Origin of the sequence: Bartonella kosoyi, assembly GCF_003606325.2 — a bacterium.
In the GTDB taxonomy this organism is placed as follows: Bacteria; Pseudomonadota; Alphaproteobacteria; order Rhizobiales; family Rhizobiaceae; genus Bartonella; species Bartonella kosoyi.
In genome coordinates, this window is record NZ_CP031843.2 from 1,153,507 (window position 1) to 1,180,062 (window position 26,556).

Here is a 26,556-nt window from a genome sequence, read left to right on the forward strand (position 1 = left end):
CAACTTACTGGTGTGCAAGGGTGTTTACAACAGAATATTAAGTCATCTTTTTAAGAGACATTGTTCAATACGCTTTATTTCATTTCGTAGCGCTATCCCTGAACAATATGACATATAAAAACGTTATAACATATAAAATGAGTGGACATGACCATCTTTATGCTTAATGAAAGAGCACAGCGGTTATTATCTACTTTGCCAGCCCTCAATGTGGTGACAACTTTTGTTTTAATTGAGCAAGATGAGATTTGAATATATCAGGGAAAGTAAAGCATATGCTAATTTATTTAAAGACACGAGTTAAACGATAAGGTTTTCATTTTTTATTTCGAGGAAATTAATAAAAGAGCAAAATAATTGATGGATAAATGGTTGTGACTTGTGTTAGAAGGAAAACTGTATATTATTTTCGCTGCGAATTTGTATCGTTGCAGTATCGTATAAGGTGTAGAGACTTTATGATAAAAAAGTAAAGTCTTTGATTTTCAGATATTGCGTCCAATCACAGGAATCGCTATAAGGTGCAAAAGTAATTATAAAGCGTGTTTTTTTGGGGTATAGCCAAGCGGTAAGGCACCGGTTTTTGGTACCGGCATTCCCTGGTTCGAATCCAGGTACCCCAGCCATTCTTTAATGAAATTAGCCAAGTAAAAGTTTTTAGGAAGCCTTGAGTGGATTAAATCTTTTGACGATTTGTTGCTATTGATATTAATCCGGTAAGCTGAGAAATATCCGTTTTTAGCGTGTTAGCTCTCAATCAATACGCTAAGATTCTCTTTTACGATAATGATTTCCAACGCGCTCTTTTAAAAGATTCTTTTCTATTAAGAGAGTGGGTTTAAATGATTGAGGCGCACTTAAGTAGATAAAAGCTATTTGGATGGGGTATAGGAACACCAGCGAGCAATTTTTCGTATTCCGCCATCTTCATTACGTCGTACAGCATAAAAATAACGCTGATCAGGAAATATATTTCGTTGCATATCGCGGACAATATGTGCAGTATGGCCATAAGGTGCTACATAATCAATAAACCATACGTATTTTCCAGTCTGCCAGTCAGCATTGGGCAAAAGCTCTCCCGTTTCAAGCATGGATTGATGATTTTTTTCATCTAAAAAAGCCCAAGTGATAAAGGCGCAAAATTCTCCATGCTCATTTTTATAGAGCTTGTATTGTCCAATCCGTAAAGCCGGTCCTAAGTTTCGTTCAATATCCCAGATTCGCCAACGGCGGTGTAGGGGAGATTGAAGCATTAGAACGACCATAGCTCCTAAAGCCATTATTGGGTTTATGAGTGAGGGTGATGGAGTTTCATTGATAGACATTATCTTTCCTTTAAAGATTGTTCTAAAATTTTTGTAATAGGTTCAAAGAAATAAGAAATGAGACGCCGTTTTGAAGTAATGACATCAGCTGTTACGGTCATGCCAGGGATAAATTTAAGCTCTTGGTGAATAAAAGTGATGTGATCTTGGTCGATTTTGATTAAAACAGCATAAGCACCATTAATTTCTTGCTGATGGCGCGCTGTTGTACCTACATTCATAACGGTACCGTAGATAACGCCGTAGCGTTCAGGTGGAAAGGCAGAAAATTTTACGTAAGCACGTTGGCCTTTTTCTAAACAACCAATATCTCGATTATCAAAAAACGCTTCAACAATGAGTCCCCCTGAACCAGGGACAATACGCATCAGAGTTCTACCCGCTTCTACAAAGCCACCCAAAGTGTGGATACTTAAATCATCAATGCGTCCATCAACAGGTGCATAAAGTGATAAGTGATCAAGACGATATTGGCTGCTGTCAAGTTTGGCTTTTAAGCCTTGTAAAGAGAGTTCTGTTTCACGAGAAAGCTGCTGATAGCGGGCGATTTCATCAGAAATAAGGCTTTGTCTTTGTTGGTGGAGTGCTTCTATTTCAGCGGTATTTTCTTCCAAGCGTCTTTTATTGGCTAAAATTTCATGTTCTACATTTTTAAAATCATGGAGACGTTCTAAATAAAGAGAGTTACTGATGACTTTTGTTTTCATCAGACTCTTGGCAGCTTTGAGTTTTTCTTGGCTTAATTGTTGATCATCTTGTAATTTGTCCAATTGTGCGTATTGGACAGCACCGCTGCGTGTAACACGGTCAGCCTGAGCTTTCAGTGTTTTGACTTTATCTTGGAGCGATTGAAGAGTCGCGTGGATGAGTTTTTCCCCTTTCAGCCTTGCTGTATTGCTGCTAGAGGCAGGAATTTGCAAATAAGAAAGCCCTTTGGTTACAAAATCCGTATCCAAAGGATCTCGTTCACTCAAGGCAGCTAAGATAGCGGTGGCAATTTGCGCTTGAAGGGTCTGTTGAGCAATATCGGCTTGAACGCGTGCGCGTTCATTTAAGGCTTCACGGGGATCTAATTGAATAAGGAGATCACCTTGATGAACAAATTGCCCTTCTTTTACAAGAATTTTTTCAATGCGTCCTGTATTTTGCGCTTGGACGAGTTGAACATAGGAGGTGGGAATAACCGCCCCTTGTCCCCGTGCAACAATCTCTGTTTTTGAGATAAAACTACCAATGACAATAAAGAGGAATAAGGCGACAAAAACAGCAACCACCATATGAAGGGTTGGCGATAAAGGGCGCAAATGAGGAGCTTTATCTACCATTTTGTGTTCCCATTTCAGTGAAATTTAATAGGGTTGCATGCTTGGGAAAAAGATCGCGTTTGTGGGTAATGACGAGAACAATACGCTCTTGCGAAAGCGTGTATAAATGTTCAACAATTTGTGCACTAACCTTGTCATCCAATGCGGAAGTGGGCTCATCCAAGATAAGAATTTGCGGTTTGATGAGAAAAAAACAAGCCAATGCTAGGCGTTGGCGTTGACCTCCTGATAAAAAGCCCCCTTGTTCACCTACTTGGGTATGAAGCCCTTGAGGCAATTGAGAGATCAAATCATGACAAGCACTCGCATGAAGGGCAGCAACGATTTCATCCTCTGTAGCATCTGGTTTGGCAAGAAGCATATTTTCAAGAATGGTTCCGGAAAAAAGGCAAGGGCTTTGGGGAAAATACGCGATTGTTTTGCGCACACTACGGATATCAAAATTTTGTAAAGATTGATTGTTAAGCAATATTTTCCCACTTGATGGGGGATAAAGACTACAGAGAATCTTGGCAAAGGTTGATTTTCCACATCCTGAAGGGCCAAGCAACATAATGGGCCTACCAGGTTGTAAACAGACATCAAGGTGGTTGATAATAGGTGTGTCTCCATAAGAAAAACAGATATCTTTAGCTTCAAGATGGGGCTTGGTGATGAGTTGAAGGGGAGGCTTTTCCTTTTCCCATTCTGAAGGTGCGTTAAGAATATCACCCAAACGAAGACGAGAGATTTTCAAATGCTGCCATTCTTCCCATAAAGACGCAAGGCTTAAAATGGGACCAGAAACATTGCCAGCAAGAAGATGAAAGGCAATAAGTTGCCCTAGCGTAATCTGGTTTTGCAGCACTGCTTGAGCACCAAAAAAGATGATAAAAATAGTGAAAAGATCACCAAAAATATGGCTTAAAGCCCCATTTAAGAGATGAAATTTACTGGTTGTGAGGCTTTGATCTAGACTGCGGGCTAAAGTTTCTTGCATCCGTATCGTATGAGCAGCTTCTTTTACATGCGCTTTGATGGCTTCAAGATTGGTAAAGCTTTCAATAAGGCGTGATTGATGGGCGGCTTGTAGAGTGAAAGCACGGCGTAATTGGCGGCGCAAGAAGGGACCGACGAATGCCAAAGAGCCCATTTGTAAAGGTAAAATGATAAGGACAATAAAGGTAAGTTTCGGACTAATAGAAAAGAGTGCAGCAAGATAAATAATGGCAAACAGAACATTCAGGACAGTTGGTGGCGATGGTTCCTGTTAGAAACCCGCGAATTGTATCAACCTCTCCAATACGCGAAAACAGTTCCCCCACTTTCCAATGACGTAACACAGACAAGGAGAGGCTTAAAAGATGGGTGTAAATACGCCGTCCAAATTCTAGCGTAAGCCGATTGGCTAAATAAGTGCCTAGGTAACCTGATAGAGTGCTAAGAGCGGTACTAAAAAGCATGATAGCAACTATCAAGACAACGATAGTATAGAGACTTTCAAGGCGCTGAAAGGGGAGAATACGGTCAATAATTGCTTGAAAAATAAAAGGATTTACCAAGCCCAGCAAACGCAAAACGATGGCAATGCAAATAAGTTCAAGAACATAATAAATATATTTCTTTGTTGTGCTTGTAAACCAAGAGAAGGCTACTGGTTTTTCTTGTGAATGACTCATTTGATTTTATGATTTTGTTTAAGAGAAAGAGGGGGTTGTGTCTCATATTTTAACAGTATTGTAAATAGTATTATTTCTTAATTAAAATATACAATTTGTAAGAATATAATATAAACATAATATATTTATTATTTATATTTATATTTTTTAAAATTATATTTGAAATTACCTAAGCAGCATAATAATGGAAATTTCCACTGTATCATTGTGATACGTTTTTTTAAACAAATATTTAAAGGAGAATTAAAATGGGTAGTTCAAGCTCACGTAGTGATTCACGGGGATCATCAAGTTTTTTTCATTATGAAACATGTAGTCCTACTGATTATGCTGTTACAATTATTGGAGGGGCTGCATTTGGAGCAGTTACAGGAGCAGCAGGCAATGCGTTGAAAGGTGCTGCATTAGGACCAGAAGGTGTGGGGGCGGCCGCTTTGGCAGGAGCAATAACTGGTGTAGGTTCGGGGGCAGTTGGAGCCGGTATAGGTAAATGGGTACAATGCCACTAAAAAATTAAAGAGCGCTGGTATTTGTTTTTAGAAAATAACCAGTAAATTATTCCTGAGATTAATTTGATTATAGACATATATTTATAGATATATATATGAAATAAATTTCAGGAATATAAGATTTTGAGCTGGGTTTTATAATGGTAGATTTTTCTAATAGTATTAAGGCTTCATTAATAACAACAATTATATTTGGATTTTTATGTATTATTCCTTATATATTCAAATCCCATAATTGGAAAAAAAATGCAAAGGGGGAATTATTTAAAATAGCTATATTCTTTATATTATATTCTCTTATTGATTATTTACGTAGATATATTGGTTTATACTAGATCCATATAAATTTATTTTTTACAAAATTTTTTCTTTAAAAATTGCGAATTGTATCAACCTCTCCAATACGCTTAACAGCTACTCTATTTGCTGAGTACAATTGATTTAACTCTGAATGCTTAGATGTGGTCACAAATAATCTTAAAGGCACTACCGTTGGAGCGTTCCTAGGTGCAGCAGAACAAGGTGGTAATGCCTTGATCGATAAGATAGATGAATGCTCTCATCAATAAAGCGAAAGAATGCTGTTTTTAATTTATTTAGAAAATAACGATAAAGATACTTCTGAGATCAGTGATATTATAAACATACTTTAAAGCTATGGCTAAACTGATTTCAGGGATATTTTTGTGTATGATAATAGATATTTTATTTTGGATTTTTTATTATGTATACTTTTATTAGTTCCTTAGTAACAGCAATTGGATTTGGACTTTGCATGTTTTCTTACAATAGATTTAAAGGTGAGAACTGGAGTATAAAAAGGACAATGTTAACAACAATTAGGTTTTTTATATTATATTATTCTGGAATTTTATTAGTTAAATATATAGGAATTTTAAAATAATATAGAATTACGTTATTATCATTATTTTATTATTTATTATAATTTATATATTTTTACAAATTATATTTGATTTTTTGCTAAATAGCATGAATCATCAGATGGTTCAAGTAGTAACTCACAACCAAAAAGTTGGCTTTTTCCAGAATAAGATGATTGTAGCGCAGACGCTCATTCCCAAGCATCAGGTGCAGGCGGCATTGTAAGAGGATTAATGGGAGGTATTGTAGGAGCACTCCCAGGTGGTTCAGGTATTATACCAGGAGCGATTGCTGGTGGCGGAATTGGCGGTGGTTTTGGCTACGGTGTGGGGGGGGCTTATAGGAATAGGTTCTCAGTATAATGCGTGCTATTAAATTACAATATTTTAATATGTTTTTAAATTTATAGCAATATTGTAGACATATTTATTAATATGTCTACAAATGTTTTTAAATATAATTCATTAATAATTTAATTATATATTAATTTGGAAATTTATGTGTTATGTATATTTTTAATGTGTTTTCTGAATTATTTTTTGTATTTTGTTGTTTGAGTATATTTATATCTTTATTTGAATTGTATTATGTTTCTAAGGGCTTAAATGAAAAAAATATTAAAAAAAGTCATTAATAAGAATAATTTTATTTTTTAGTTTATTCTTTATTTTATTTTCTTTAGTTAAGTTTTATATAAATTAATATATATTGTTTAACTAGTTTTTATATATCATAATAAGATGTATTAATATATTAATTTAATTGGAAAATATTATGGAATATATTTTATTTAATATTAAAAATGCGTTACTTGCAACAAACATTTTTTTAATTTTAAGTATACTTCTTTCTAAATTACAATTTCCTACTTGGAAAAAGTCTATTAAATTAGGATTAATTACAATTATTATATACTTTATAATATATTTTGGACTTTATTGTTTAATAAATGATATTAGTATATAAAATATTAATGTTTTTTAGATTTCATTATAATTTAATTTACTAATGTGAAATATAATCTTATGTAAAAAATTAACACTAGATAATTATATTATTTATATTTTTATTATCAACTCTTTTCTTGGTTATTATTAATGTGGACAGATTTTATTAATTTTATTGTAAATATGTTGCTTTCGATAATAAGTGTAATTACAATAATATATTATTTATTGTTAAAAAATAAATATAAAAATTATAATACGAAAGAATACAAAAAAATATATTATTATTTATAATAAGTTTAATTTTTATAATTATTTTTATAATATTTTTTATGATTATATTTTATAAATTTAATTTATTTAATAGCGTATTAAGTATATGAATTAAATTATAGTAATATTTTAATTTTTAAAATATATTAAAAAGCGTCTTTAAAAAAAATGTTTACTGATTGCAGTGAGACAGAGTCTTTAATATAAGCATTATCATCAAGAGTTCTGTTTTTTGTTTTTTAAGCTTTTTAATTGCTTCACGAGTGTATCGTCTTTAGATTATTATCTTTTGTGTAAAGATCATCATATTGTTATCGTTCCATAAAAAGTTCTCACAATTATGAGTTGCTTATGATCATCCCTTTGGGATGAATTTTACTTTCAGTATAAAAAATAAAACTGTAGAAAATTTTTATGGTATGTAAATTCTGGTACAACATTTAATCACGTCTCACGTGTTAAGAAGCTGTTAACTGGGGGAATTGTTAGTGTATAGTTTTTGAAAAGTGATTGTTTGCTTATGTATCATGTTTATTGAAAAATAGGCAATTTTTATGAAATAAAGTGCCTTATTGCTCTTGATCATTATCCATCATCTTGTGAGAGAGGAAGGGAAGCAATTTCTGTATCAAGGGCATCCATAAAATCGATAATAAAAGCAGCATTGGTCCCCAAATCTCTTGGCAAATAACGAGAAGCAGAACGCATATCAACAAAGGTGGTATTGCCTTCATCAGTTAAACGAATGACAATGTCTGAAATAAAACCAAGGTACAAAGTTTTAGCTCTTGTTTCAATATAAATCTCATTGTCTTCGCCTTTGAATTCTCGTTGTGCGACAATAGGCCAATCATACGCAGCCAAAACATTCAGAACGGATTCGCGAATGCGTTCAGGTGCGCCATCATAACGGCGCCCCGACATTTCTGGCCATTGTGAGCTCTGTAATGTTGCTTGTTCAGTTAAGGTACTTTTAAGTGGCAAAGCATCACTGGGGCGCATTGTGCGAAAAAAAGCTGGTGGTCTTTGTGTATCGGTAGAAACATCGTAAAGAGCAGGTAAGGTAAACCAAAGTCCCAAAAATAATACCAATGGTGTTGCAGTTATGAGTGAATAAACGATCCCCTTTAAAGCTTTCATTCCCCCTAGAGCTCCATAGACCCACAAACTATGAAGGGCTTTAATCGCGAGAAAAAGAGAAATAATCACGCAACAAGTAGAGATTCCTATCAAAATTATAAAGTCGCTTACGTTAAGCACGGAAAAACGTTGTAAGATGACCGAAAATAATAAAATAAAAAACGCTAATCCACCAAAGCGAGGGGACCATACCGCTGCTCTTGAAATTAACCGAACATATTTCTTCTTCATGAAGTTTTTTCCCCTCGACTGTAAACTATAAGCAAAGTTTTTTCAGATAACATATCCTACAAAAGTTTTTGCTCATAAGACAAAAGTAAAGCACTTATTTTTGAGATCAAGGATGCGTGATATTCCATCAATTTTTAGCGATTGTTTTAGGGCTTTCATTGAAGGGAATAAGTACTTCTTCTTTGGTTTATTATACTATTGACTGAACTTTATAAGAATGTTTGTAAATACATAAAAATAAGATCAACAAACAAGTTTTCCAGTTGTTATCAGCATATAGAACTTTCCTCTTTTTCCTCTCATTGCGGAAAATTTTTTCTGTCAGATAAGCCTATCGAATAACGCAACACCATTAGGTTGCCAATTTACGCACTTGTTTTTAAGATATATCTCTTAACGCTTGTCACACTCATTGCGCGACAGTGTCTATGAAGGGTAATAACGATAAAGCGATTCAACATCCCCACTTTTACGTTTGTGAAGAAGAAAACCAGCATTATCATTCTATTTGTTCGCTCCAATGTTGCGATAGCTTTTGAGCAGACGGTTCATAAGAGACATTTTTAGTTCTTTCTCGTACAGTTTTTATTTACACGCCAATCTCGCTTTTGACGTGCAAAAGACATGGTTTTGATTGATTCAATATGGAATAAGTTTGGAATGAGAGGATTCTGCGATATTCTGAGCACTCATTCAACAGTTAAAGAAATAAATTATCATTATAAATAAAAGTATTTTGCAAGTATAATATGAATATGTAAAACAGAGATTTTATCTTATATTACTAATTAATAGGCTACTTTTTTCTTTATACATGTGGTTTGTATTTTAATAGAGGATTATGTGAGAGGATTAAAAATATTTTTCTATCTCAATAAAAAATTTAAGCATCTAAAATCAGAAAAACCGGAATTCGAGTATTCGCTGAATAGAGGAAAAAGATAACTGTTTTGATAGATCTTATTTCGTTTTTATTAAAAAGCAGGTCGTTGCACAAATGAGAAGTGAGGATATTTTTATTCATAAAATATGTGGCAGGTCGCTGATGAAAGAAAAGCTTCACTTTCTTTTTTTGCAAGGGAAGAGGGGGCGAAAATACGTAAAATGACAAAACCTTCATTTAAATTTTTAGCAACCAAAACTGAATTAGCATTTATTTTAGGTTTTGACTTTTTGAGTTCTATTATTTGTATGGGTTTTCCAATGATAAGATCGAGTGTCGCATCAGGGGCTGTTCGGTCATTAAGGCTGTAAAAAATAATTCCGTTGTGTGTGTAGGCTGCCAGTGACCAAAACTGTTGTGTTTTCAAAGCCTTTAAATGAACAGGTCCATTTTCAAGATTAAATCTGCAGACTTTAAGAAGAAAGAGTGGATCAGCAGATTGTTGAATAGGATTATCGGGAGGTAAATCAACAAATTGATAAGGGGCTCCAGATTTTTTAAGGCTTGTCCATATATTATTTTGTGCCCAAGTGGGGATCAGAAAGAGAACACAAATATGAACGATAATAGCGCCAATGATGGCGAGCAGTGCGGTATGAATAAATCTAGTCACAATTTATTTGTCCTGATGGGATTTGTTCTATTGAGGGCATTGTGAGCTGTTGTAATGCCGTTGCTGAGATGATTGAGGTATCATATAAGGTGAGAATAAGCCCGAATTCTTTTTGACTAACGGTTGCAAGCCAATTTCCGGCTTGCGGTGTGGATGAAATATTGATGCGCAAGGAGCCATCATGTTCATAAGTAATAGCATTTGTGTGGAGTTCAAAAGGTATATCTTTCGATGAAGTATAGGGTTTAAGGGATTGATCAGCTGTATAAAGGGTAAAAAGACGAGTTTCAGGGATGGTGCCTTTAAGCAAATAATGACAGTGAGGGTGGAGTGGACGCCCTTGGTTATCTTGCCAAATCTGGAACCTAATACCTTCAGTGCGTCCGAGTGATACAATGCCTTGTTTGGCAGTGCGGGCACGGGTGTAAGGATCCATATTGGTGGTTCCTACTTGTGGGTAAGCACTCCATTTTCCAATTGTAAAGCGTCCAAAATGAGGAAAGGAATTGAGCACATAATCGACGCTCAGTATTCCCCATAAAACCGAAAACGCGAAGATAAAAAAGAAAATGGTAATATTAAAAAGCATTCGTGAATATCTTGAATTCAAAATGTTGAATCTCCCGTTGTTTTCATTTTAAAAAAAATTGCAGATTGTTTTTTAAGATCTTTGTTAATCAATTGCACGATATTCAATGTTTCAGGAGAGATCGTAGAGGGCATTGGGGAGGGGAATTCAGAATTAGCATGGGAGGAAAGTGTTGGTGGCTGATAAGAAAGGAGGGAATCTTTTACACCATAGAGCTGTTTGAGCATGATATTTTGGTGTGCTGCGAGCATGATGCGATGCCATATCATGGCAGGAACGCCTCCCCCAAAAGCACGATTCATGGGTGAAAAGTTATCATTTCCCATCCATACTGCGCCAGTATAATTACCCGTAAAGCCCACAAACCAAGCATCGCGATAGGATTGTGATGTTCCAGTTTTTCCAGCAACAAGTGTCATGGGTAGAGCAGCACGCTTACCGGATCCTCGTGTTGTGACACCCACCATCATTTGGTTTATATAAGCTGCTGATTGACTGCTGAGAACTCGGTGTAGTTTTTTTCCGTTATGTTCGAAATCCCACAATAAATGACCATCGAGTGTTCTGATTTGTGTGAATCCATGACGATTACCAGCTATTCCACCATTCGCAAAGACATTAAAGCCTGTTGCTTGATCCATGGGGGTCATGTTGGAAGTACCAAGAACCATCGTTTTGTGTGATAAAATATGCGCGTTGATCCCCATACTTTTGATAAGATCTATAATGGGTTTTGTATCGCGGTGAAGATATTGATAGGTGAGGTAAACAGGAACTGTGTTAATGGAAAAGGCTAAAGCCGTTGCCAAATCAATTTTTCCCAGATAACGACCAGAATTATTTTTAGGTGTCCATCCTCCCCAATTGATAGGGGCATCTAAAACAATTGTTGAAGGTGAAAGACCATGTTCCAGTGCGGTGACGTAAACATAAGGTTTAAATGAAGATCCAGTTTGCCGTCCGCCTTGTGTTGCTCTGTTAAATTGACTCTTTTTATAATCCACTCCTCCAACAATTGCACATACACCACCATTATTGTCAAGTATAACAGTGGCGGCTTGTGTTACGCGATATTGTTGACCATATTGATGTAAATGATAGGCAATTGATTCTTCTGCTACTTTTTGAAGTTCTGGATCAAGGGTTGTTTGAATAATTAAACGATGACTTGGAAGTTGATCACGCATTTTTTTGACTTCCTCGAATGCCCAATCAAGAAAATAGTCAGGTTGATTATTGTCTATTTGGGGAAGGGCCCTAGCAGGGTGGCGATGTGCGTTGATAATCTGGCTTTCCGTCATGAAGCCACTGTTAACAAGATTAGAAAGGACGACATTGGCACGTGTTTGAGCTGCAAAAAGATGACTATGAGGAGCATATTTGGTTGGCGCTTTAAAGAGTCCTGCTAACATCGCCGATTCACTTAAAGAGATATGACGTATGTTTTTTCCAAAATAAAATTTTGCTGCAGCTGCAATACCAAAATTATTCCCTCCCATATAGGCACGGTCAAGATAAAGTTGCAAAATCTGCTTTTTGCTAAAATTTGCCTCTAACCAAAGAGCAAGATAAGCTTCTTTGATCTTACGTGTTATGGTTCTCTCGTTTGTTAAGAATAAATTTTTAGCCAATTGTTGTGTGAGCGTTGAACCACCTTGTACCACACCTTTAGCTTGCATATTTTGTGAAATTGCCCGTGTAAGCCCTTGAAAATCAATGCCCCAATGATCGAAAAAACGACGATCTTCTGTAGCGAGAACTGCTTTAATAACGGTGTCAGGCATTTCTTCAACAGGGACAGAAATCGCCGGCAGTGCACCACGATGACCAATGGAATTTCCGTAGCGATCGAGAAAAAGAATGGAAAAATTTTGTGGAGAAGACCAATCTGTTTTGGTTAGTTCAAAAACAGAAATGCCCAAAATAGTAAAAAGAGTAAAGCCTATCAACCCTAATGTGAGTATTTCATCAAAAACTTCAACGATAAAGCGTTTCCATCCTTGAAGATGAAAATTTTGTGAGATGATTTTTGCCTTACTCCAGAAAAAACTGTTTGCAGAACGAATGCGATAAAGCGCTGTATCTAATCGTGCATCTAATTCGATGAGAGAAGGACTGTGAAATGGCTTATGCTGTTGTCTTTTCTTTTTTTTAAAAAATTTAAACATTTAAAAAGAACCTATGGCAAAGCAATAAAACCAAACAAATCTATAAAAATGATATGGAGTAGAAGTATTTTTTTTCTATAGTGCTACAGAAAAAGAGTTTACTGGAGAATTATTCATTTTTTGTAAGATTGTGTATTAAGCTTTTATTATTTTATCCAATAAACTGTATTATCATTATTAAAAATATTTTATTTTGAATTTTTAAAAATTTGGAGTAATATTAATACGTTATTCTGTAAGACAGAGGATAAATTATTTTTCATTTTTGGTTTTTAAATTGACCTGAAAAAAGACATTATTTCTTTTATCTTATCAGAAGATTAAGAAGATAGGTTATTGAAATATCGATGATGAAAAAAAATTTCTTGTTCGTGATAATAGCATCTTTTTTAGGTGCCGATTCTGTTATGGCTGCTGGTTGCGCTGAGGTGGGTAAGGAGATTGCAACTCAGGAGGAGGGGGTTCTCGTCCGTTCAAAACTGGTTGTTGAGGATGGAAGAGATATGTGTGCAATTGTGGTTGTTATTCCAGCCCATAATGGTGAAAAGTTGCGACGCGTTGAGGTTGTGGTTCCCGCCGATTAGCAGTTGGTAGATGTTGTCATGCGTATTTTAATTGCCGAAGATGATCGAAATCTCAATCATCAATTGGTAGAAGCTGTAAAACGTGCAGGATATGTTTCTGATAGTGCTTTCGATGGTGAAGAGGCTTATTTTTTAGGCAGCACAGAGTCTTATGATGCGGTAATACTTGATATAGGTTTACCGCAGATTGATGGTATTCGTGTTGTTGAAAAATGGCGTCAAGAAGGGCGCACTATGCCTGTTTTAATGCTAACGGCACGAGATCGTTGGTCTGATAAGGTACTCGGTATTGATGCAGGGGCTGACGATTATGTTGTGAAGCCATTTCATTTGGAGGAAGTGATGGCGCGCTTGCGGGCACTTATTCGTCGTGCGACAGGACATGCAACAAGTGCCTTATGTTGCGGAAATGTTTTGTTGGATACAAAGACATCCCGTGTTTTTGTGGATGGTCAATTGATTAAACTAACCTCTTATGAATTCAGACTTCTGTCCTATCTCATGCATCATTGTGATAGGGTCATTTCAAGAACAGAGCTGACCGAACATCTTTATGATCAGGATTTTGATAAGGATTCAAATACAGTGGAAGTTTTTGTAGGGCGGTTACGCAAGAAGCTTGGCGTGGATTTGATTGAGACTATTCGAGGTATCGGATATCGCGTGAGAACGCTAGGTGATGAATGAATGTTTTCAAAGAGGATAATTGGTTTCAGAAGTTCTTTTTTGTCATTACGCGATCGCTCAGTTTACGTGTTATGATCTTATCAACTCTATGGGTTGTTATTTCTCTTTTATCAATTTCTGCAGTGAGTATTTTATTTTATAAGCGTTCAACTGAAGAAAGCTTAGAGCGTATCCTTTCTGCTCAACTCTACAGTTTGATTGCAACAGTGACGGTAGCCCCAGAAGGCACTTTGAGAGGAGGGGCTGGGATTGATGATATTCGTTACTCTGATCCAACAACGGGATGGTATTGGGAAGTTGTTGCGATATCCCATAATTTAAAAGGAAGATTGACTTCCCCCTCATTGGGAACAGGAGAGATCTTTACACCCAGCGATGTTGATATACCTTTTGACAATAAATTCTTTCGCTCTTATCGAATAAAGGGAAACAATGGACAAAAGCTAAAAGTCATAGAGAGTGATGTTGTTCTTGATAGTAAAAATCATATTGCACGTTTTCGGCTTGTTGGAAATATTGATGAAGCGCATGCTCAAGTAAAGAAATTTAAGCGAACTTTGCAAATTTTTCTTTGGAGTTTTGGTATTGGGAGTGTTCTGATTAATATTGCTCTTATTTTCTTTAGTTTTCAACCGTTTAAGCTTATTCAACGCGCATTGAATGATATTCGAGAAGGAAGAGTTCACTATGTGAATAGCGATTTAGTCAGCGAAGTGATGCCGCTTGCACAAGAGATGAATGCTCTCATTAAGAATAATCAGCGTATTATTGAGCGATTTCGCACACAGGTTGGTAATCTTGCACATTCATTGAAAACACCTTTGTCCGTGATTATGAATGAGACAGATAAGATGCGCGGAGAAAAGGCTTGTTTGTTGAGAGAGCAAACGCAAATCATGCAAGCTCAAATCAATCGTTATCTTCAGCGGGCGCGGATTGCTGCACAATGCGATAGTATTGTCTATCATACATCTGTTCGCAGTGTGGTTGATCGTTTAGTGCGGGTTATGAAAAAGCTTAATCCTGACAAACAAATTGAATTTATTATGGATATTGATGATATTGTTTTTTCTGGTGAAAAGGAAGATTTAGAGGAAATTATAGGGAATTTGATTGAAAATGCTACTCAGTGGTCTCGCGCAAAGGTGTTGATCTCTTGTTATTTAGAAGAAAACATTCAAGAAGAAAAATATTTTAGTATCTTTGTTGAAGATGATGGCCCTGGTTTAACAGAAGATAAAATTGATGAAGCGTTAAAAAGAGGGCGACGGTTTGATGAAAGTAAACCGGGAACAGGTTTAGGGTTAGCAATTGTTTCAGATATGGTCAATGAATATGGAGGCACTCTCTTTTTATCGCGTTCTGATTTGGGTGGGTTGTGTACAAAAGTCTTATTACCCAAAATGGGAAAATAACATATTTTCTTCTTGAATAGGAAATGTCTATAAAGTGTGTAAAGAAATATTTAGAAAATACAAAAAAGTAGAGAGGCATTTCAGAAGATCTTTATAATCAAAATATGAAAATAAAGCCTTGTTTTTATTTGTTTGATAGAAGTAATCTCTATGAGAGAAAGGAACAATAGATTTTACGATATTTTTTATAAAAAGATGAATTTTTATCATTTCACATCACTCTTCTCATATCTCATGAATAGGGTAAAAGGTAAGCGCGTTATCTTCTGTTCGTATTGGAAAAAAATGATATGCTTTTACTCATTTTTGCAGCATTTTTTCTCACTTTTCTGGCAATTATTCTGTTTTTTTCACTCCGTTTTGACGATGGGGGAGAGAAGAAGTGGCAAGTTCAGATCATGAATGGCTATAAAAGCCATAGGCATACAGTTGATGTTCATAAGCTTTATAGGTCCGATAAAAAAAGAAATATTCTTAAAGCTTTTAGTGTTTTTTTTGTTCTTCTGATAGCATGGAGTATTTATGGACTGACAGGAAGTCCAGAAGTGAAAAGTTATTTTTTTAGCGAATTAATGGATAAGGATCCTAAGATTCTAAGTCAACAAGAAAAGCTTGTTCGTCTGCAAGCACTTTTTTTTCGCTCTCCTCATGATGGTAAGCTAGCCGATGCATTAGCGGTAGGGTATCTTGAAGAAAACTATTTTCAAGAAGCTGTGAATACTTATTTAGATGCCCTTCGCTTAAATGGAGAAACAGCGCCAAGGCTTGTAGGATATGGTTTAGCATTGGTTGGTTATGAAGGGGGAGTGATAACGCAAGAGGCACAAAGGGCTTTTCAAAAAGCAGCAGATTTAGCGCCAACAGATTTTTATCCGCGTCTCTTGTTGGCCGATGCATTTCATCAAGCTGGAAAAACGGCGCAGGCAGTGCAGTTTTTACAAAGTTTTCTTGATACAATGCCTAAAAATTTTGCAGGACGCTCACGGGTTGAAAAAATGATGATACAGTTACGTGATTCATCAAGTGAACCGACAAAGAAAAGTGATCGTCGTCAATTAGAAAGATAAGAGAAGTGATCATTCTGGAAGAGGAAGGGATAGGTAAAGGAGGTTGAAGAGCAGAAATGAAGAATATCAAGAGCGCGGCACAGGTTGGTATAGAGTAAATAAAAAGGAGGAAAATATTGATAAGCGTGTTGGCAAAGGTGAGGTATTGGATAAAAAGTTGCACCTATAGAGAAGATGTGCAAAGCTCTTAAAAAAAATAAAATATGGATGCTTATAGAACGTGTTTAAAATTTTTTTGTAGAGTGTCTATGAACAATCAATCTTTAAAGAACTCTGCTTCGTTGAAGCTTATTTTAAAGCAGCGAAAAAAAAGGCGCTTACGGATCATCTTATTGTGTTGTTTGGTTATGGAAATTGCAGCAAGCCTCCTCGTATATGCAATGCGTCATGCGGTCAGTTTTTTTAGAATGCCCTCTGAAATTACAAAAGAAGATATTTTAACGGGGCGCCCTTTGCGTTTGGGAGGCTTTGTTGAAAAGGGGAGCGTTCAATATGTTGGAGAGAGTGGTGTTATTTTTTTTATAACGGATAACACAAAACATAAAAAAGTGATTTTCAATGGTATTTTACCGGATCTTTTTCGTGAAGGTCAGGGGGTAATTGTCGAAGGGTATTTCGATAAACAGGATTTTTTTATAGGGACGCGTATTTTAGCAAAACATGATGAAACTTATATGCCTAAAGAAACCGCAGATCGCTTGAAAAAACATTACAGTATGGAGAAATAATTCGATTGTGCTTGTCGAACTGGGTCATATTTTTTTAGCCGCTGCATTTGCCGTAAGCTTATTAGAAGCTTTCTTACCTGCTTTAGGTTTTTGGAAGAAAAAGCGTTTGTTAATGCAAACAGCTATCCCTCTCACATATATCACTTTTACATTATTGCTCTTCTCTTTTTTAGTGCTGATTTACGCTCATGTTGTCTCTGATTTTTCTGTTTTGAATGTTGTTGAGAATTCTCATTCAGAAAAACCGATGCTCTACAAAATCACAGGTGTTTGGGGCAACCACGAAGGCTCTATGTTGTTATGGATTTTAAGTCTTACTTTTTTTAGTGCATTAGTGGCCTTCTTTAGCCAAGATTTGCCAGAAGATTTTAAGACACTTATTTTAATTTGCCAAAGTTGGATTACAAGCGCTTTTCTTTTATTGATTCTTTTTGTATCCAACCCATTTCTACGTATGAATCCACCAGCATTACAGGGAAAAGATCTCAATCCTCTTTTACAAGATATCGCATTAGCGATCCATCCTCCTCTCCTTTATTTAGGTTATGTTGGTTTTTCACTTTGCTTTTCTTTTGCCGTTGCAGCATTGATTATCGGGCATATTGATAGGATTTGGGCGCATTGGGTTCGTCCTTGGCTTCTACTTTCTTGGTGTTTTTTGACATTGGGGATTATGGTTGGCTCCTATTGGGCTTATTATGAGCTAGGATGGGGAGGATATTGGTTTTGGGATCCTGTTGAAAATGTCTCGTTTATGCCTTGGCTTTCCGGAACAGCTCTTTTACATTGTACTCTTGTTCTTGAAAAACGAGGAATATTGAAAAGTTGGACTTTGTTTTTAGCATTGCTGACTTTTTCTCTTTCTCTGATAGGAACATTTCTTGTTCGCTCTGGTCTTTTAATATCTGTTCATAGTTTTGCTTTTGATCCAGCGCGAGGGCAAGCAATTCTTGCACTTTTATTTTTCTCTACGGGAGCCGCTTTTCTTCTTTTTGCCTTACGCATCCCTCTTTTAAAAACAGAAAGATTTTTTCAGCTAATTTCGCGCGAAGGGTTTATTGTTTTAAATAACTTATTACTGACAACAATAACAGCCACAGTATTGATTGGTACGCTCTATCCTTATTTTATTGAGATGCTAACAGGGCAAAAAATTTCTGTAGGGGCTGCTTTTTTTAACCTCACTTGTGGACCACTCATGCTTTTGCTGTTGTTGCTTGTTCCGTTTGGGTCAATGATGGCATGGAAACGGGGGGATTTTCTCGCAGTTTTTGAACGGTTGTGGTTTGTTTTTGTCTTGGTTGGTATCGTCTGTTTTATAATATTTTACGCGACATCGGTGCGTGATATTCTTGCAGTTTTAGGCATTGGACTCTCAGCGTTTGTTTTTTTAGGCAGTTTAGCGGATCTGTGGGGAAAGAGTGGATATCACAAGGTAACTTTTGGGGGGCGGGTTAAGAGATTTATAAAATTACCATGGTCGGTTGTTGGTGCAGCAATGGCGCATATGGGATTAGGCGTTACATTATTCGGTATTATTTGTGTGGCAAGTTTTGGGCAAGAACGCATTTTAACCATGAACATAGGAGAGTGGGTGACGATAGCGGATAAAACACTTCATTTTGATGCCGTGGATAATCGTTTTGGTTCGAATTATTCGGCAATGGAGTTTTATTTTAAAATATATGAAAATAAAAAAATCGTGGGCCATATCACAGCTTCAAAGCGATTTTATTCAAGCCAAAATACATCAACAACGGAAGTTGGTCTTCAAAGTTATGGCTTATCACAGCTCTATATTGTGCCGGGACATCTCGATAATCGGGGTCTTGTTGTGCATATATGGTGGAAGCCTTATATAATATGTATTTGGTTAGGGGCATTCATGATGGCTATGGGCGGATGTTTTTCCCTTCTGGGATATTGGTTTCGCACTGGAGCCTACAAGAGGGTGTTGCTTACTTTAAATTTTAGGAGAGGACATTGAGATGAAAAAAAATCTTTGGCTTTTATGTTTTTTAATCGCAATGTTTTCTTTTCGATTAGCGATAGCAGTAGAGCCGGATGAGATTTTAAAGGATACAGTTCTTGAAAGGCGTGCACGAGATATTTCATCGCATTTACGGTGTCCGGTTTGTCAAAATCAATCAATTGATGATTCAGATACTTCTCTAGCACGTGATTTAAGGCTTTTAATTCGGGAAAAATTAAAAATGGGCTATAGCAATCAGCAAGTGATTGACTTTCTTGTTGAGCGATATGGTGAATTCATTCTCTTAAAACCGCCATTGAATAAAACAACTTGGTTTTTATGGTTTTCACCTTTGATGATTATCATCATTGGTGCAAGTGTCATATTTTTCCAGTTAAAACGGTATAAGCCTGAGAAAATAATGATTGTAGATGCAACGGGGAAAAACAGACAAAAACGCTATTGTAGTCAAAAAGATATTACATAGAGGGAAAAAATTAGCTCATCTGCAATAAGCAATCAACCTTATTGTAAATGATATTGGTGGATACTAAAATCTTACAAAACTTTAACAATTTAGACAGAAAACGGTAAGGTCTGGTATTTTATAGGTGATCAGATTGGGATAGAAAGTATGATTGAATAGGAGCATAGAGTAAATGTTAAAAAAAACTTTCTTTAAAACATTTGTCGCAGTAAGTTTTTCCGCAGTATTGGAGAGTGCACTGTTTTTTAGTGGATGTACAGCAAGCTTATGGACGACAAAGGCTCATGCAAGTTCTGTATTTACTTCGTTAGTGCAACAACAGGGATTTGCAGATATCGTTGCTCAAGTGAAACCAGCGGTTGTTGCGGTGCAAGTAAAGAGCAATAAAAAGAAAGAAGATTGGTTCTTTAGCAACTTTTTTAGTGGTCCAGGGATTGATCAATTACCCGATCAACATCCTTTAAAAAGGCTTTTTAAAGAGTTTTATGATTTTGATAAGCCTAAAAATAAATTTCCCCATCATTCACAAAGACTCCGTCCTATCGCTTTTGGATCGGGTTTTTTTATTTCGTCTGATGGTTACATTGTAACCAATGATCACGTGATTTCTGAAGGCACAAGTTATTCTGTCGTTCTTGATGATGGTACAGAATTGAATGCAAAGCTCATTGGGAAAGATCCAAAAACTGACCTTGCAGTCCTAAAAGTAAATGACAAAAGAAAATTTTCCTATGTTGATTTTGGAGATGATTCAAAGCTTCGCGTTGGTGATTGGGTTGTTGCTATTGGTAATCCATTTGGCCTTGGTGGAACTGTGACAGCAGGGATTGTTTCGGCCCGTGGACGAGATATTGGTACCAGTAGTTATGATGATTTTATTCAAATTGATGCTGCTGTTAATAGAGGAAATTCCGGAGGTCCAACTTTTGATTTGAATGGCAAAGTTGTTGGCGTTAATACAGCGATTTTTTCTCCTTCAGGAGGGAATGTGGGGATCGCTTTTGCTATTCCGGCAGGGACAGCGAAACAGGTTGTGCAACAACTTATCGAAAAAGGTTCAGTTCAACGTGGTTGGCTTGGAGTTATGATTCAACCAGTAACGAAAGAAATTTCTGATTCGATAGGTTTGCAAGAAGCGAAAGGTGCTTTGGTTACGGATCCATTAAAAGGACCAGCAGCAAAGGCTGGTATCAAGGCAGGTGATGTCATTATTTCAGTAAATGATGAGAAAATTAATGATTCTCGTGACTTGGCAAAGCGTATTGCAAATATGAGTCCGGAAGACACCGTGACTTTAGGGATTTTGAGATCCGGTAAGGAGGAAAAGATCAAAGTTAAACTTGCTGCAATGCCTGAAGATGAAGGGAAGAAAGAAAGTTCAAAATATTTAAATGAACGTGGTGATTCAGATGAAACATTGGAAGATTATGGGTTAATTGTTTCTCCTTCTGACGATGGCTTAGGATTGGTTGTAACAGATGTGGATTCGGATTCAGATGCTGCAGATAAGGGAATCCGCCCAGGTGATGTCATTGTAACAGTGAATAATAAATCTGTTAAAAAAACCTCTGATATTACTGATGCAATCAAGAATGCCCAAAAACTAGGGCGAAAAGCTATTCTCCTACAAGTGCGAACAAATGATCAAAATCGTTTTGTCGCTCTTCCAATTTTCAAAAAATAGCACTTTATGATGAGTGGGACAGAGATTTTGTAGATTTCTGTCCTACAATGCAATTTTATAAAAATAACGGAGATGTGTTTTATGAAAATACTCGTTATCGAAGATGATCGTGAAACAGGACGTTATCTCGAAAAAGCTTTTTCGGAGGTCGGGCATTCCGTTGATGTTGCCTATGATGGTGATACGGGATACGCTTTAGCTGAAACAGAAAATTATGATGTTATGGTTGTTGATCGAATGCTTTTGCATCGTGATGGGCTTTCTATTATTTCACAATTGCGTGCTAAAGGCAATGAAACACCCGTTCTCATTCTTTCAGCTTTAGGGCAAGTCAATGATCGTGTGACGGGTTTGCGTGCAGGAGCGGATGATTATTTGACAAAGCCTTATGCTTTTTCTGAACTTCTTGCGCGTGTTGAAGTATTACAACGGCGGAAGAATCCTAAAGAAGCAGAAACTGTTTATTGCGTAAGCAATCTTGAGCTTGATCGGTTAGCCCATACGGTAAAACGGGGTGATAAAAACATTCTATTGCAACCACGTGAGTTTCGTCTCCTTGAATATTTAATGCGCTATGCGGGGCAGGTTGTTACACGCACGATGCTTTTGGAAAATGTTTGGGATTATCATTTTGATCCGCAAACAAATGTCATTGATGTTCATATATCGCGCTTGAGAGCCAAAATTGAAAAAGACTTTGATGTTCCACTTCTTCATACGGTGCGTGGTGCTGGATATATGCTGAAAGCACCAGATAACAAAGCATGAATCGTTTGATTAATATAATGCGCACGACTGCGCTAAGGCTTTCAGCACTTTACATTTTATTGTTTGGATTGGTGGCAACAGGTCTTTCTATTTATATGACAGCATTTTCTGCTTCACTGTTAAAAGAGCAGACTGAACAGGCTTTACATGAAGAATTAAAGTATATTGAAAATGCTTATAATTATGGGGGGCTTTCTTTATTAATGCGTACGATAGATTATCGTTCAAGGCAACCTGGGGCATTTCTTTATCTTGTTACGGATCCTATGGGGCGTATCTTAGCAGGCAATGTAGCACGTATTGAATTAGGTCTTTTGCGACAGAATGGTTTTATTTCTACTTCCTTTTTGTATTCCCGTTTTGGAGAACATGGCAAAACAAGTGAACATCGCGCTTTAGCGGTTGTTTTTGATTTACCTAATGCTATGAAGATTCTTATAGGACGCGATTTGGATGAGCCCGAACGTTTTGCGGCGGTTATTCGTAAAGCTGTAATCATAGCACTTGCTGCAATGGTGGGAGGTGCTTTACTCATATGGTTTTTTGTTGGCAGAAGAGCTTTACAAAGAATTGATCAGGTAACAGCGGCATCACGACGCTTGATGGATGGTGATTTCAGTGGGCGTTTACCGGTTTCTGGGGTAGGTGATGAGTTTGATCGATTATCAACAAATCTTAATGTGATGTTAGACCGCATTGAAGAGTTAAATATTGGTTTACGTCAAGTATCAGATAATATTGCTCATGATCTGAAAACACCGTTAACGCGTCTTAGAAATCGTGCTGAAGAAGCGCTTACGAGAAACAAGACAAAGCTTGAATATCGTCAGGTTCTTGAGAGTGTTATTGCTGAATCAGATCAACTGATTCGTACATTTAATGCGATTTTAATGATTTCGCGCATTGAAGCAAGCAGTGCAATTGAGCATCTTGAGATGATGAATATGAAACTGATCCTTGAAGATGCTGTTGAGCTTTACGAACCTTTTGCTGAAGAGTCAGGTGTTTTACTTCAGTTAGGAGATATCTTTGATAAAGAGCTTAAATTAAATCGTGAGCTTGTTGCGCAAACAATTTTTAATCTTATCGATAATGCGATTAAATATGCATCTAAAGATGGAGGGAAAGCGAAGGTTTGCTTATCAATGGAATATCGTGATGAACATTTATTAGTTATTGTAAGCGATAATGGTCCAGGAATAGCAGAGGATAAACGTGAAAAAGTAACAGAACGATTTGTTCGTCTTGAAGAAAGCCGTACACAACCTGGTTTTGGGATTGGTTTAAGTATAGCAAAAGCAGTTATGAAGTTACACGGGGGTGAATTGTTACTTGAAAATGCAAATCCAGGACTTAGAGCTGTTTTGTTATTTCCTTAAGATATTTTTCACTTTTTTCTTTTCACACGGAACGACTATTTTAAAAGTATAATGCAATGGATAAGGAAGGCAAAATGCTTTTCAAGGGAGATCAGACGAAACAAGCTTTTTTAAAAACACAGCTTCTCCCTTTATGCCCTCTCAATGAAAGTGGTTCCCAATGGTTAAAAGATATAAAAGAACAAGCGAGGAAAGAAGGTTTAGAACCGCTTGTTTCCATCATTTCAGAGAATGGAACGCAGATTAATTTTATCCGTTCAGTTATGACCTTATCTCCTTTTTTGCGTGATGTTTTAATTGCCAATCCATCATATCTTAGTCCTTTATTGTATGTTGATATAGAAACAAGGATAAGCGAAATTATCGATGATATTACGGTTATTGATCAGGATAAATCTATCAATGAAACTTCATTGATGGCTGCTTTAAGGCGCAAAAAACGAGAGGTGCATGTCCTCATTGCTTTAGCTGATTTGAGTGGTGTTTTTACTTACGAAGTTTCATGTGCTTGGTTGACACGTTTGGGTGAAGCGGCATTAGGTGTAGCATTGCGTTTTCTCTTAAGAGAAGCCCATGATCATGGTAAGATCAATTTGTTGAGTCGCGAGAATCCAGAAAAAGATTGTGGTTTAATCATTTTGGGGATGGGAAAATTAGGAGCAGGAGAACTTAATTATTCTTCTGATATTGATCTTATTGTTTTCATTGATGAAACGTCCCCTCATATTGGTAATCTTTCTGAAAGTGTCGACGTATTTTCTAAAATGGTACGCCGATTAATCCGTATCATTCAAGAGCGCACTGCGGAAGGATATGTTTTTCGTCTTGATTTTCGTCTTCGTCCAGATCCAGGATCAACACCTTTGGCTTTACCAGTAAGGACTGCCTTGCGTTATTACGAAGGGCGTGGACAAAATTGGGAACGAGCCGCTATGATTAAAGCACGTCCAGTGGCCGGCGATAAGAGAGCAGGCTTTCACTTTCTTAAAGAGCTTTTTCCCTATGTGTGGCGAAAATATTTAGACTATGCTGCGATTGCTGATATTCATTCGATCAAACGTCAAATTCATGCGCATAAAAGTTACGATCAAATTGCGGCTTATGGCCATAATATAAAGTTAGGTCGTGGTGGTATTCGTGAAATTGAGTTTTTTGTCCAGACACAACAACTTATTGCTGGTGGACGTTTTCCTCAATTACGTGGACGTCAGACAGTTGCAATGTTAGCAGAACTTCATACGCTTGGTTGGATTAGTGAGGAAACGAGAGATAGTCTTATAAAAAGTTATGCTTTTCTAAGAAATGTGGAACATCGTATTCAGATGCTTGCGGATGAACAAACGCATCTTCTTCCAAATGATATTTCTCAATTCACAAGTATTGCTTATTTAATGGGCTATCAAGACAGGAGCAGTTTTATCCGTGATTTATTAAAAACACTTCAGGTTGTTGAAAAACACTATGCAGCACTGTTTGAGAATGAACAAGAACTCGGTTTAGAAACTGGCAATTTAGTTTTTACAGGAGAAAGAGATGATCCGGAGACATTAATAACATTAAGCCGTTTAGGTTTTGAAAGAGCGAGTGATATTTGTCGTATTATGCGCACCCTCCATTGTGGTCGTTATAAAGCAACGCAATCCGCTGAAGCGCGTGAGAGATTAACAGAATTAACACCAGCTCTTTTGAAAGCTTTTGGTGCAACAAAACGAGCTGATGAGGCGATGTTGCGTTTTGATCGTTTTTTACAGGGCTTACCCTCAGGAATTCAGCTTTTTAGTCTTTTGCAGTCTAATCCCTCCCTTTTAGATATGCTTGTCTTGATCATGGGGGCTGCGCCACGTCTTGCGGAAATCATTACACGCAGATCTCATGTTTTTGATGGAATGTTAGATCCTAATATTCTTTCAGAATTGCCGACAAAAACCTATTTAGAAAAACGGCTTGAATATTTTCTTGAAGATGTTTCCTCTTATGAGAACATTCTGGACCATTTAAGGATTTTTGCAGATGAGCAACGTTTTTTGATTGGTATTCGAATTTTGAATGGTACAATTACAGGAGAAAGAGCAGGTTTTGCTTTTACTGCGCTTGCTGATCTTATGATTACAAAAACATTTTCTGCCATTCAAGAGGAGTTCTCTCGTCTTCATGGCTGTATTAAAGGGGGGCGTGTTGGCATATTGGGAATGGGAAAGCTTGGAAGTCGTGAATTAACAGCCGGTTCGGATGTTGATATCATGTTGCTTTATGAACACGATGATGGTGCAGAAATATCTGATGGAGAAAAGCCTCTTTACATCTCTCAATATTATACGCGTTTAGCACAGCGTTTTGTTTCTGCTTTATCTACCCTTACAAGCCAAGGTGTTCTTTATACCGTTGACTTAAGGTTACGTCCCTTAGGCAATAAAGGACCTGTTGCTGTTTCTTTTCCATTTTTTAAAAAATATTATCGTCAAGAAGCATGGATATGGGAATATCTTGCTTTAACAAGGGCTCGAGGTATTACAGGAGATCCTGATTTTTTACAAAAACTAGAAAATGAAGTGTGTACAATTATTGCTCTTTCTCGTAATAAGAACGAAGTTGCAAAAGAAGTATATGAAATGCGCTCTTTGATTGCAAAAGAAAAGCCGCCAAAAAATCAATGGGATTTTAAAACGATGTCTGGTGGCATTGTCGATTTGGAGTTTATCGCTCAATTTTCTCTTATTACGCATGTCATTGAGTTTCAAATTGGGGCGACGACAGTCGATATTTTAGATCACTTACCAAGTAGTTTTCTTAATCAGTCATGTATTGCTGATTTACATTATGCCTATCGTCTCTATACAAATTTGAGTCAAATTATACGGCTTTGCTTAAGTGATCCCCTTGATCCCAATGATATGCCACCTGGATTAAGTGACCTTTTGTTAAAGAGCGTTGGGGAACCTGATTTGCTTCGTGTTGAAAAATTAATTGCAGAAACTGGGCAATTGGTCTGTTCAATTTTTACAAAAATTATAAAATATTAAATATCTTTTATAATGCTTTTATGAAAGTATTGAATGTAATTTCAGATAAAAACTAAACGGATATTATAGAATAATAAAAACTGTTCATTCCCTTTTTATATATTACTTTTGATATTTCATTATACGCTTGAGAGCTTTAGAGAGTGAAAAATTTTCTCT

21 protein-coding genes and 1 tRNA gene are annotated in these 26,556 nt (G+C 36.5%); 14 read left to right on the forward strand and 8 right to left on the reverse strand.

Annotated features, from left to right (window positions below):
• The first annotated feature begins 551 nt into the window (after window positions 1–551).
• Window positions 552–626 (forward strand) — tRNA-Gln (locus D1093_RS05025).
• 246 nt (window positions 627–872) lie between these two features.
• Here D1093_RS05025 and D1093_RS05030 read toward each other — a convergent pair.
• The 4 genes from D1093_RS05030 to D1093_RS10460 are packed head-to-tail and all read right to left on the reverse strand — an operon-like array spanning window position 873 to window position 4,311.
• The gene (locus D1093_RS05030; protein ID WP_120101059.1) at window positions 873–1,328 is read right to left on the reverse strand and encodes a toxin-activating lysine-acyltransferase; all 456 of its coding nucleotides are present in this window, start codon (window positions 1,326–1,328) and stop codon (window positions 873–875) included.
• Window positions 1,328–2,653, reverse strand: coding sequence for an HlyD family type I secretion periplasmic adaptor subunit (locus D1093_RS05035; protein ID WP_120101060.1), 1,326 nt, complete (start codon window positions 2,651–2,653; stop codon window positions 1,328–1,330). Before D1093_RS05035 ends, D1093_RS05030 begins: the two co-directional genes overlap by 1 nt.
• Window positions 2,643–3,878, reverse strand: a complete 1,236-nt coding sequence (locus D1093_RS10455; RefSeq protein WP_342212229.1) for a peptidase domain-containing ABC transporter — start codon at window positions 3,876–3,878, stop codon at window positions 2,643–2,645. The genes D1093_RS05035 and D1093_RS10455 overlap by 11 nt, the downstream gene beginning before the upstream one ends.
• Entirely contained in the window at window positions 3,829–4,311 is a 483-nt protein-coding gene (locus D1093_RS10460; RefSeq protein ID WP_280178753.1) for an ABC transporter transmembrane domain-containing protein, read from the reverse strand. The genes D1093_RS10455 and D1093_RS10460 overlap by 50 nt, the downstream gene beginning before the upstream one ends.
• 248 nt (window positions 4,312–4,559) lie before the next feature.
• On the opposite strand from D1093_RS10460, the gene D1093_RS05045 reads away from it, so the two are divergent.
• Together D1093_RS05045 and D1093_RS10465 are read left to right on the forward strand one after the other, a co-directional pair.
• Window positions 4,560–4,820: a hypothetical protein gene (locus D1093_RS05045; RefSeq protein ID WP_120101062.1), complete on the forward strand. Its 261-nt coding sequence runs from the start codon at window positions 4,560–4,562 to the stop codon at window positions 4,818–4,820.
• A gap of 1,115 nt (window positions 4,821–5,935) precedes the next feature.
• Complete coding sequence (locus tag D1093_RS10465) at window positions 5,936–6,064, forward strand: hypothetical protein (protein ID WP_280178754.1); 129 nt, start codon at window positions 5,936–5,938, stop codon at window positions 6,062–6,064.
• Window positions 6,065–7,507: 1,443 nt separating this feature from the next.
• On the opposite strand, the gene D1093_RS05065 is transcribed toward D1093_RS10465, so the two are convergent.
• From D1093_RS05065 to D1093_RS05080, 4 genes are all read right to left on the reverse strand, one after another.
• Window positions 7,508–8,293, reverse strand: a complete 786-nt coding sequence (locus D1093_RS05065) for a DUF1499 domain-containing protein (RefSeq protein WP_120101068.1) — start codon at window positions 8,291–8,293, stop codon at window positions 7,508–7,510.
• A 1,016-nt stretch (window positions 8,294–9,309) separates the two neighbouring features.
• On the reverse strand, window positions 9,310–9,849 hold the full coding sequence (locus tag D1093_RS05070) for a DUF1254 domain-containing protein (protein WP_120101069.1): 540 nt from the start codon (window positions 9,847–9,849) through the stop codon (window positions 9,310–9,312).
• Entirely contained in the window at window positions 9,842–10,438 is a 597-nt protein-coding gene (locus tag D1093_RS05075; protein WP_120101071.1) for a DUF1214 domain-containing protein, read from the reverse strand. Before D1093_RS05075 ends, D1093_RS05070 begins: the two co-directional genes overlap by 8 nt.
• A 17-nt stretch (window positions 10,439–10,455) precedes the next feature.
• A complete protein-coding gene (locus tag D1093_RS05080; protein WP_120101073.1) occupies window positions 10,456–12,606 on the reverse strand; it encodes a transglycosylase domain-containing protein in 2,151 nt (716 codons plus the stop codon).
• Window positions 12,607–12,953: 347 nt separating this feature from the next.
• Between D1093_RS05080 and D1093_RS05085 the strand changes: the two genes are divergently transcribed.
• From D1093_RS05085 to D1093_RS05135, 11 genes are all read left to right on the forward strand, one after another.
• Window positions 12,954–13,190 (forward strand): hypothetical protein, encoded by a 237-nt coding sequence (locus D1093_RS05085; protein ID WP_120101075.1) that lies wholly within the window; start codon window positions 12,954–12,956, stop codon window positions 13,188–13,190.
• Between the two features lie 18 nt (window positions 13,191–13,208).
• Window positions 13,209–13,877, forward strand: coding sequence for a response regulator transcription factor (locus D1093_RS05090; RefSeq protein WP_120101076.1), 669 nt, complete (start codon window positions 13,209–13,211; stop codon window positions 13,875–13,877).
• Window positions 13,874–15,292 carry an ATP-binding protein gene (locus tag D1093_RS05095; protein ID WP_120101078.1) on the forward strand — a complete coding sequence of 473 codons (1,419 nt, stop codon included), beginning with the start codon at window positions 13,874–13,876 and terminating at the stop codon, window positions 15,290–15,292. Before D1093_RS05090 ends, D1093_RS05095 begins: the two co-directional genes overlap by 4 nt.
• 290 nt (window positions 15,293–15,582) lie before the next feature.
• The gene (locus D1093_RS05100) at window positions 15,583–16,359 is read left to right on the forward strand and encodes a tetratricopeptide repeat protein (RefSeq protein WP_120102342.1); all 777 of its coding nucleotides are present in this window, start codon (window positions 15,583–15,585) and stop codon (window positions 16,357–16,359) included.
• A 248-nt stretch (window positions 16,360–16,607) separates the two neighbouring features.
• The gene (gene ccmE, locus D1093_RS05105; protein WP_120101080.1) at window positions 16,608–17,087 is read left to right on the forward strand and encodes a cytochrome c maturation protein CcmE; all 480 of its coding nucleotides are present in this window, start codon (window positions 16,608–16,610) and stop codon (window positions 17,085–17,087) included.
• A 7-nt stretch (window positions 17,088–17,094) separates the two neighbouring features.
• Window positions 17,095–19,074: a heme lyase CcmF/NrfE family subunit gene (locus tag D1093_RS05110; protein ID WP_120101081.1), complete on the forward strand. Its 1,980-nt coding sequence runs from the start codon at window positions 17,095–17,097 to the stop codon at window positions 19,072–19,074.
• A gap of 1 nt (window position 19,075) precedes the next feature.
• Window positions 19,076–19,546: a cytochrome c-type biogenesis protein gene (locus D1093_RS05115; RefSeq protein WP_120101083.1), complete on the forward strand. Its 471-nt coding sequence runs from the start codon at window positions 19,076–19,078 to the stop codon at window positions 19,544–19,546.
• Between the two features lie 172 nt (window positions 19,547–19,718).
• Window positions 19,719–21,230 (forward strand): Do family serine endopeptidase, encoded by a 1,512-nt coding sequence (locus D1093_RS05120; RefSeq protein ID WP_120101085.1) that lies wholly within the window; start codon window positions 19,719–19,721, stop codon window positions 21,228–21,230.
• An 81-nt stretch (window positions 21,231–21,311) separates the two neighbouring features.
• A complete protein-coding gene (locus tag D1093_RS05125; RefSeq protein ID WP_120101087.1) occupies window positions 21,312–21,998 on the forward strand; it encodes a response regulator transcription factor in 687 nt (228 codons plus the stop codon).
• Window positions 21,995–23,377, forward strand: a complete 1,383-nt coding sequence (locus D1093_RS05130; protein ID WP_120101088.1) for a sensor histidine kinase — start codon at window positions 21,995–21,997, stop codon at window positions 23,375–23,377. The genes D1093_RS05125 and D1093_RS05130 overlap by 4 nt, the downstream gene beginning before the upstream one ends.
• Before the next feature lie 74 nt (window positions 23,378–23,451).
• Window positions 23,452–26,397, forward strand: a complete 2,946-nt coding sequence (locus D1093_RS05135) for a bifunctional [glutamine synthetase] adenylyltransferase/[glutamine synthetase]-adenylyl-L-tyrosine phosphorylase (RefSeq protein WP_120101090.1) — start codon at window positions 23,452–23,454, stop codon at window positions 26,395–26,397.
• Window positions 26,398–26,556: the final 159 nt, after the last annotated feature.

Coding starts and splice junctions, on each gene's coding strand:
- D1093_RS05030 (WP_120101059.1), bottom strand. CDS start 1,328: ATGTCTATCAATGAAACTCCATCACCCTCACTCATAAACCCAATAATG.
- D1093_RS05035 (WP_120101060.1), bottom strand. CDS start 2,653: ATGGTAGATAAAGCTCCTCATTTGCGCCCTTTATCGCCAACCCTTCAT.
- D1093_RS10460 (WP_280178753.1), bottom strand. CDS start 4,311: ATGAGTCATTCACAAGAAAAACCAGTAGCCTTCTCTTGGTTTACAAGC.
- D1093_RS05045 (WP_120101062.1), top strand. CDS start 4,560: ATGGGTAGTTCAAGCTCACGTAGTGATTCACGGGGATCATCAAGTTTT.
- D1093_RS10465 (WP_280178754.1), top strand. CDS start 5,936: ATGGGAGGTATTGTAGGAGCACTCCCAGGTGGTTCAGGTATTATACCA.
- D1093_RS05065 (WP_120101068.1), bottom strand. CDS start 8,293: ATGAAGAAGAAATATGTTCGGTTAATTTCAAGAGCAGCGGTATGGTCC.
- D1093_RS05075 (WP_120101071.1), bottom strand. CDS start 10,438: ATGCTTTTTAATATTACCATTTTCTTTTTTATCTTCGCGTTTTCGGTT.
- D1093_RS05080 (WP_120101073.1), bottom strand. CDS start 12,606: ATGTTTAAATTTTTTAAAAAAAAGAAAAGACAACAGCATAAGCCATTT.
- D1093_RS05085 (WP_120101075.1), top strand. CDS start 12,954: ATGATGAAAAAAAATTTCTTGTTCGTGATAATAGCATCTTTTTTAGGT.
- D1093_RS05090 (WP_120101076.1), top strand. CDS start 13,209: ATGCGTATTTTAATTGCCGAAGATGATCGAAATCTCAATCATCAATTG.
- D1093_RS05095 (WP_120101078.1), top strand. CDS start 13,874: ATGAATGTTTTCAAAGAGGATAATTGGTTTCAGAAGTTCTTTTTTGTC.
- D1093_RS05100 (WP_120102342.1), top strand. CDS start 15,583: ATGCTTTTACTCATTTTTGCAGCATTTTTTCTCACTTTTCTGGCAATT.
- ccmE (WP_120101080.1), top strand. CDS start 16,608: ATGAACAATCAATCTTTAAAGAACTCTGCTTCGTTGAAGCTTATTTTA.
- D1093_RS05115 (WP_120101083.1), top strand. CDS start 19,076: ATGAAAAAAAATCTTTGGCTTTTATGTTTTTTAATCGCAATGTTTTCT.
- D1093_RS05120 (WP_120101085.1), top strand. CDS start 19,719: ATGTTAAAAAAAACTTTCTTTAAAACATTTGTCGCAGTAAGTTTTTCC.
- D1093_RS05125 (WP_120101087.1), top strand. CDS start 21,312: ATGAAAATACTCGTTATCGAAGATGATCGTGAAACAGGACGTTATCTC.
- D1093_RS05130 (WP_120101088.1), top strand. CDS start 21,995: ATGAATCGTTTGATTAATATAATGCGCACGACTGCGCTAAGGCTTTCA.
- D1093_RS05135 (WP_120101090.1), top strand. CDS start 23,452: ATGCTTTTCAAGGGAGATCAGACGAAACAAGCTTTTTTAAAAACACAG.